The 4,213-nt window shown below is 49.7% G+C and carries 7 protein-coding genes and 1 pseudogene; 6 read left to right on the top strand and 2 right to left on the bottom strand.

Annotation, left to right across the window (positions count from 1 at the left end; all coding sequences use genetic code 11):
• Nucleotides 1–102: 102 nt before the first annotated feature.
• The 6 genes from FDY93_RS19025 to FDY93_RS19000 all read left to right on the top strand — a co-directional run bounded on the left by FDY93_RS19025 (nucleotide 103) and on the right by FDY93_RS19000 (nucleotide 2,932).
• Nucleotides 103–411, top strand: a complete 309-nt coding sequence (locus FDY93_RS19025; protein ID WP_138237339.1) for an immunity protein TriTu family protein — start codon at nucleotides 103–105, stop codon at nucleotides 409–411.
• A 126-nt stretch (nucleotides 412–537) separates the two neighbouring features.
• Nucleotides 538–792 carry a hypothetical protein gene (locus FDY93_RS19020; protein ID WP_138237338.1) on the top strand — a complete coding sequence of 85 codons (255 nt, stop codon included), beginning with the start codon at nucleotides 538–540 and terminating at the stop codon, nucleotides 790–792.
• A gap of 155 nt (nucleotides 793–947) precedes the next feature.
• The gene (locus FDY93_RS19015) at nucleotides 948–1,280 is read left to right on the top strand and encodes a hypothetical protein (RefSeq protein ID WP_138237337.1); all 333 of its coding nucleotides are present in this window, start codon (nucleotides 948–950) and stop codon (nucleotides 1,278–1,280) included.
• Nucleotides 1,281–1,450: 170 nt separating this feature from the next.
• On the top strand, nucleotides 1,451–1,879 hold the full coding sequence (locus FDY93_RS19010; protein WP_138237336.1) for a hypothetical protein: 429 nt from the start codon (nucleotides 1,451–1,453) through the stop codon (nucleotides 1,877–1,879).
• 191 nt (nucleotides 1,880–2,070) lie between these two features.
• Nucleotides 2,071–2,409, top strand: coding sequence for a DUF488 domain-containing protein (locus tag FDY93_RS19005; protein ID WP_138237340.1), 339 nt, complete (start codon nucleotides 2,071–2,073; stop codon nucleotides 2,407–2,409).
• Nucleotides 2,410–2,518: 109 nt separating this feature from the next.
• Nucleotides 2,519–2,932: a hypothetical protein gene (locus FDY93_RS19000; RefSeq protein ID WP_138237335.1), complete on the top strand. Its 414-nt coding sequence runs from the start codon at nucleotides 2,519–2,521 to the stop codon at nucleotides 2,930–2,932.
• A 28-nt stretch (nucleotides 2,933–2,960) separates the two neighbouring features.
• On the opposite strand, the pseudogene FDY93_RS18995 reads toward FDY93_RS19000, so the two are convergent.
• Nucleotides 2,961–3,158, bottom strand: a pseudogene (locus FDY93_RS18995) (IS110 family transposase); the annotation flags it as partial.
• A gap of 49 nt (nucleotides 3,159–3,207) precedes the next feature.
• A partial coding sequence (locus FDY93_RS18990; RefSeq protein WP_138237334.1) for an IS256 family transposase occupies nucleotides 3,208–4,213 on the bottom strand: 1,006 nt, incomplete at its 5' end.

The raw sequence follows: 4,213 nt of genomic DNA, 5'->3' as shown, positions 1-4,213 counted from the left end.
ACGCCCAACGCTATGCACTTTTTGTGCGGGTCGCTGCGCTCCCAGTTTCGCACAAAAAGTGCATAGCATTGGTCGCCCCTGCTGCGGGCGTTATGTTTCACTATGAATGAGCTGCTCACATACCTCGAAGAATGGAAGAATTCCAAATCAAAAATATTTAGAGCTGAAGGCTATGCCGTTTTCATCACAGAAGAACTAGGTGATTCCGTTAAAGCTCGTTATGTTGAAATAGATGGAAATGGGTTACTTGCTAGAGCCACTCTGTGGGAGAGAGGGAATCTAGTAGTGGAGGCTATGGATGTCAAAACAGAAGCGCAAGTGCTACAAGAAGCCTTTGAAACAACTGAGCCCTGGCAGCTCGATGACAAGTTAAACTGGTGGCTCAGCGAGGTAGCAACCTATGAGCCCTAAAAACATAACAATCAGCGGCAGAGCGACAGCCAACGCTACGCACCTTTTGTGTTACTCGCTGTCGCTCAAACATTAACACAAAATGTGCTCCGCGCTGGCTGCGCCTGCGCTGGGCGTTAAATTTCTATGGTCATATTTGTAGCCACAAAAGAAGGCTTTAAAGAGCTTGAGGAAATAATCCGTACTGGTAAATATCCGGTATGGGTTGGTGCAGGTGTTCTTTCAAAGGAAGAAATGGCTGAGGTTAGAGAGGGTGGCGTTTACCTTACCAATTTTTTGTACCCTATAGATCTCAACGATGCGGAGATCGTTAGTGACGCACTGGAAAGCATAGCTTTGCATCATCCAGAAGAGCGGGTGTGGTTAGAGTGCATACCCTAAATTTAACAAAGCCAGGCAGTATGCTCCGGGCCTTCGGCCCTCCGCGGGACGTCCAACGCTGTGCACATATTGTGCGGGTCGCTGTGCTCCCATTTTCGCACAATATGTGCACAGCATTGGCCGCCCCTGCTGGCGGCGTTAACTGTAGTCAGAGTATGAGCAAGATTCTATACAGAGTAGAAGTTGAAGTAGTACCAATGGAAGGTACACAGTTACCTCCTGATTGTGCTGGTGCATTTGTAAATGTTTTCCTCAGTGCTCCAAACATAATTGAAGCCATACAATTAGTTGAGGCTGAATTACTTCAAGATTGCTACAAGCCAGTAAATACATATGCGGCCTTCGAACTAGATCTAGAGGGCACGGATTACGACTCAGATGAAGAAGGGTATCCTGGCAACGAAGAACTAATGAATCTACAGATAAATGGTGGTCTTTGGTATGGCCCATTCAACTGCTACCCGCCTGAAGATGCTCAAATTCAATGAGTCGTATCACAGTTAACAAGGCCGGGCAGTTTGCTACGGGCCTTCGGCCCTCCGCGGGACAGCTAACCTTGTGCACTTTTTGCGTGGGTCGCTGTGCTCCCATTTTCGCGCAAAACGCGCACAAGGTTAGCTGCCCCTGCCGGCGGCGTTAATGTAAATAGAGAAAGTTTATGAATAGATTTATAGTCTTACTTTTTTTGCTATTAGGGATAGTATCCTGCGCTTCGCAAAAAAGTGAAAAAGCAATGGATGCTTTTAGTGAGAGTAAGGTGTCAAAGGCCCATCTTTTTGGGCATAGTAAAAAAAATTTTTTCAGCACTGAATATAATGCCTTTCTAAAAGGGATTTACGACGAAAACAACAATGCAGTTTTTGAGTCAAATTTTTGGAAGTCTCCAATTAAAGAGATAGATCTTCATCCGGGAACTTATCTTATAAAAGTGAGTTGCCAAAATGGTTATTTTTCAGGTTATCCTGAAGTGCAAATTACTCTAAAAGCTTCTGAAAGTTATGAGGTTTACTGCTCAGTCCAAAAAGGAAAAAATGCCTTTGGTATGTCGGTAGATGCCGCTGTAGAGGCGGAAGTCAAGAAGTTGTAGGGTATAGCCTCTGGTTGTCCACATTAACAATGCCAGGCAGTTTGCTCCGGGCCTTCGGCCCTCCGCGGGACAGCTTACCTTGTGCACGTTTTACGCAGGTCGCTTCGCTCCCATTTTTGCGCAAAACGCGCACAAGGCAAGCTGCCCCTGCTGGCGGCGTTAGGTGCCGCATGGAGTGAATCGTGAACGTCATGTTGAAGCGAGCTTACGCATCCCCGGCCAAGGACGACGGTCAACGGATCCTTGTAGATCGTCTCTGGCCCCGCGGTGTGGCCAAGGTCAAAGCCAAGATTGATCTCTGGCTCAAAGAGGTCGCTCCATCGACCGAGCTTCGCCAATGGTTTGGGCATGACCCGGAGAAATGGTCCGAGTTCAAGAAACGGTACCGCGCTGAGCTGAAGAACAATCCAGCATGGTCCGAGCTTCAATCGCTCTCGCGCCAAGGAGATATCACTCTTGTGTACGCAGCTAAGGATCAATTACACAATGAAGCGGTGGTGCTCAAACAACTCCTGGAGCGCGGCACCTAACAATTCGTTCAAGCCGACGCTGCTTCGTGGCCCGGCTTCTTGTGCTAGCGTTTAGCACAACGCCGTGCCACTACGCAGCGCGGCTTAACTCAGGCGTTATGAGTAGAGCATGATTCGAAGATTTTTACTCATTCTAAATATGGTTCTTGCAGTTCCAGCTTATGCTAGCGGAGGCCCTGAAGAGGTAGAGCTTTCTCCAGACTCTGCATTAAAGCTTGGTTTTAAGGTGAAAATCGCTCCTGAAGGCAGCTCAACAATGGTAGAAATTATTGGTCCGCCGGATATCAATAATGGCTGTCTACCGGCTAGGAGCGGAAGCTTTATCTTAGATGAGAGCGGCAAAGAAATTTCGGCCTACATTACAGAACTGCCCAAGAGAGAAGAAGCCCCAAAAACTGTTGGCTATTTGGTCAGTAAGAGCTCAAATAGCATGGGCGTATTCATCGATTATTTTTGCCCCGGTGAAAGGATTTATGAGAGTAAAAGGTACACAATTACCTCCATCGAGGCGTGGCACTCATAACAAGTGACTATGGCTGCAAGTCAACTTTTTAGACCATTTTTTCCTCCCTGGAAGTCCCGTTGCGTACCATGCTGTTGAGGATGACAATCATCTTACGCATACACGCTATCAGGGCTACCTTTGGCCGCTTGCCGGTGGTCTTGAGACGCTCGTAGTAGATTTTGAATTTCTTGTTGCACTGGATCGTTGACATCATCGCCATGAACATCACGGTACGTATTTGGTGATAAAGCAACTTTTCTTCTGTAAATTCCCGATTAGCTGATCGCCGGATTTCACATCGTTAAATACGTCTTTCCTGTCTGCCATTCTTCAGCGATTTCCATCGCTACGGCGGAGATTAATCGCAGACACGACTCTTCATTTGGGAACAGCGTTGCTACTCGCGTTCGACGCTTCAGCTCCCGGTTGACCCTCTCCAAGGGATTGCTGGTGCGCAACCTTCTCTGGTGCGCTTCTGGTAGCTGGTAAACCACCAAGCCTTCAGGAACATTTTCCTCAGCCCACTTCGCGAGCTTGGGCGCAGCCTTTTCGTGGCGGCCAACAAAGGCATCCAGCAACCGCCTGGCCTCGTGTGCATTGGGTGCGTTAAACACTGCTTTCAGCTCCCCTGCGATACTCTGTTTCATGTCCTGCCGTGGTACATATGCCAGCGCATTCTGCTGCAGGTGGAACTGGCAGCGCTGCCACGGCGTAGCGCCGAAGACCGCCTTGCGCGCTGAGCGGAGCCCTTCGTGCGCATCGCTCACAATCAGCGTGATCCCCCGCAAACCTCGCTGCACCAGGGACTGCAGAAACTCTCTCCAGTGAACCTCTGCCTCCGACAAGGAAACCGAACAACCCAGGATATCCCGTTTGCCTGAATCATTCACACCCATCGCCACCAGCACTGCACAATCGACCACACTACCACCATGGCGAACCTTCTCGTAACGCGCATCGAGGTACAGGTAGGGGTAGTTTCCCAGCTCCCGTTTACGCCAGTGATCCAGCTCTTCATCGAGCAGCTTGGCTGCCCGGCTTACCTGTGTCGATGACAGGCTCAAGCCGCACAGCTCCTCAGTGACTTTAGCCATCTTGCGTGTCGATACACCCTGCACGTAGGCCTCAGCCAATGCCAGTCGCAACGCCCGCTCGCAGCGCATGCCCTTCTCTAGGACGGATGGGTAGAACTGGCTGTCGCGGGTCCCCCCTGTGTCAGGATAGATGTCGCGCTCACTTTCCAACCAATAGTGTATCAGGGGGCGGTCATAGAGTGAGCAATGCCGCGATACAACGAGG

Source organism: Microbulbifer harenosus (assembly GCF_005771435.1).
GTDB lineage: Bacteria > Pseudomonadota > Gammaproteobacteria > Pseudomonadales > Cellvibrionaceae > Microbulbifer > Microbulbifer harenosus.
This window is presented reverse-complemented; position numbering and strand designations above follow the sequence as displayed.

Bases quoted from the DNA above. Each gene is read 5' to 3' on its own strand.
- FDY93_RS19025 (WP_138237339.1), top strand. From the start codon at position 103: ATGAATGAGCTGCTCACATACCTCGAAGAATGGAAGAATTCCAAATCA.
- FDY93_RS19020 (WP_138237338.1), top strand. From the start codon at position 538: ATGGTCATATTTGTAGCCACAAAAGAAGGCTTTAAAGAGCTTGAGGAA.
- FDY93_RS19015 (WP_138237337.1), top strand. From the start codon at position 948: ATGAGCAAGATTCTATACAGAGTAGAAGTTGAAGTAGTACCAATGGAA.
- FDY93_RS19010 (WP_138237336.1), top strand. From the start codon at position 1,451: ATGAATAGATTTATAGTCTTACTTTTTTTGCTATTAGGGATAGTATCC.
- FDY93_RS19005 (WP_138237340.1), top strand. From the start codon at position 2,071: ATGTTGAAGCGAGCTTACGCATCCCCGGCCAAGGACGACGGTCAACGG.
- FDY93_RS19000 (WP_138237335.1), top strand. From the start codon at position 2,519: ATGATTCGAAGATTTTTACTCATTCTAAATATGGTTCTTGCAGTTCCA.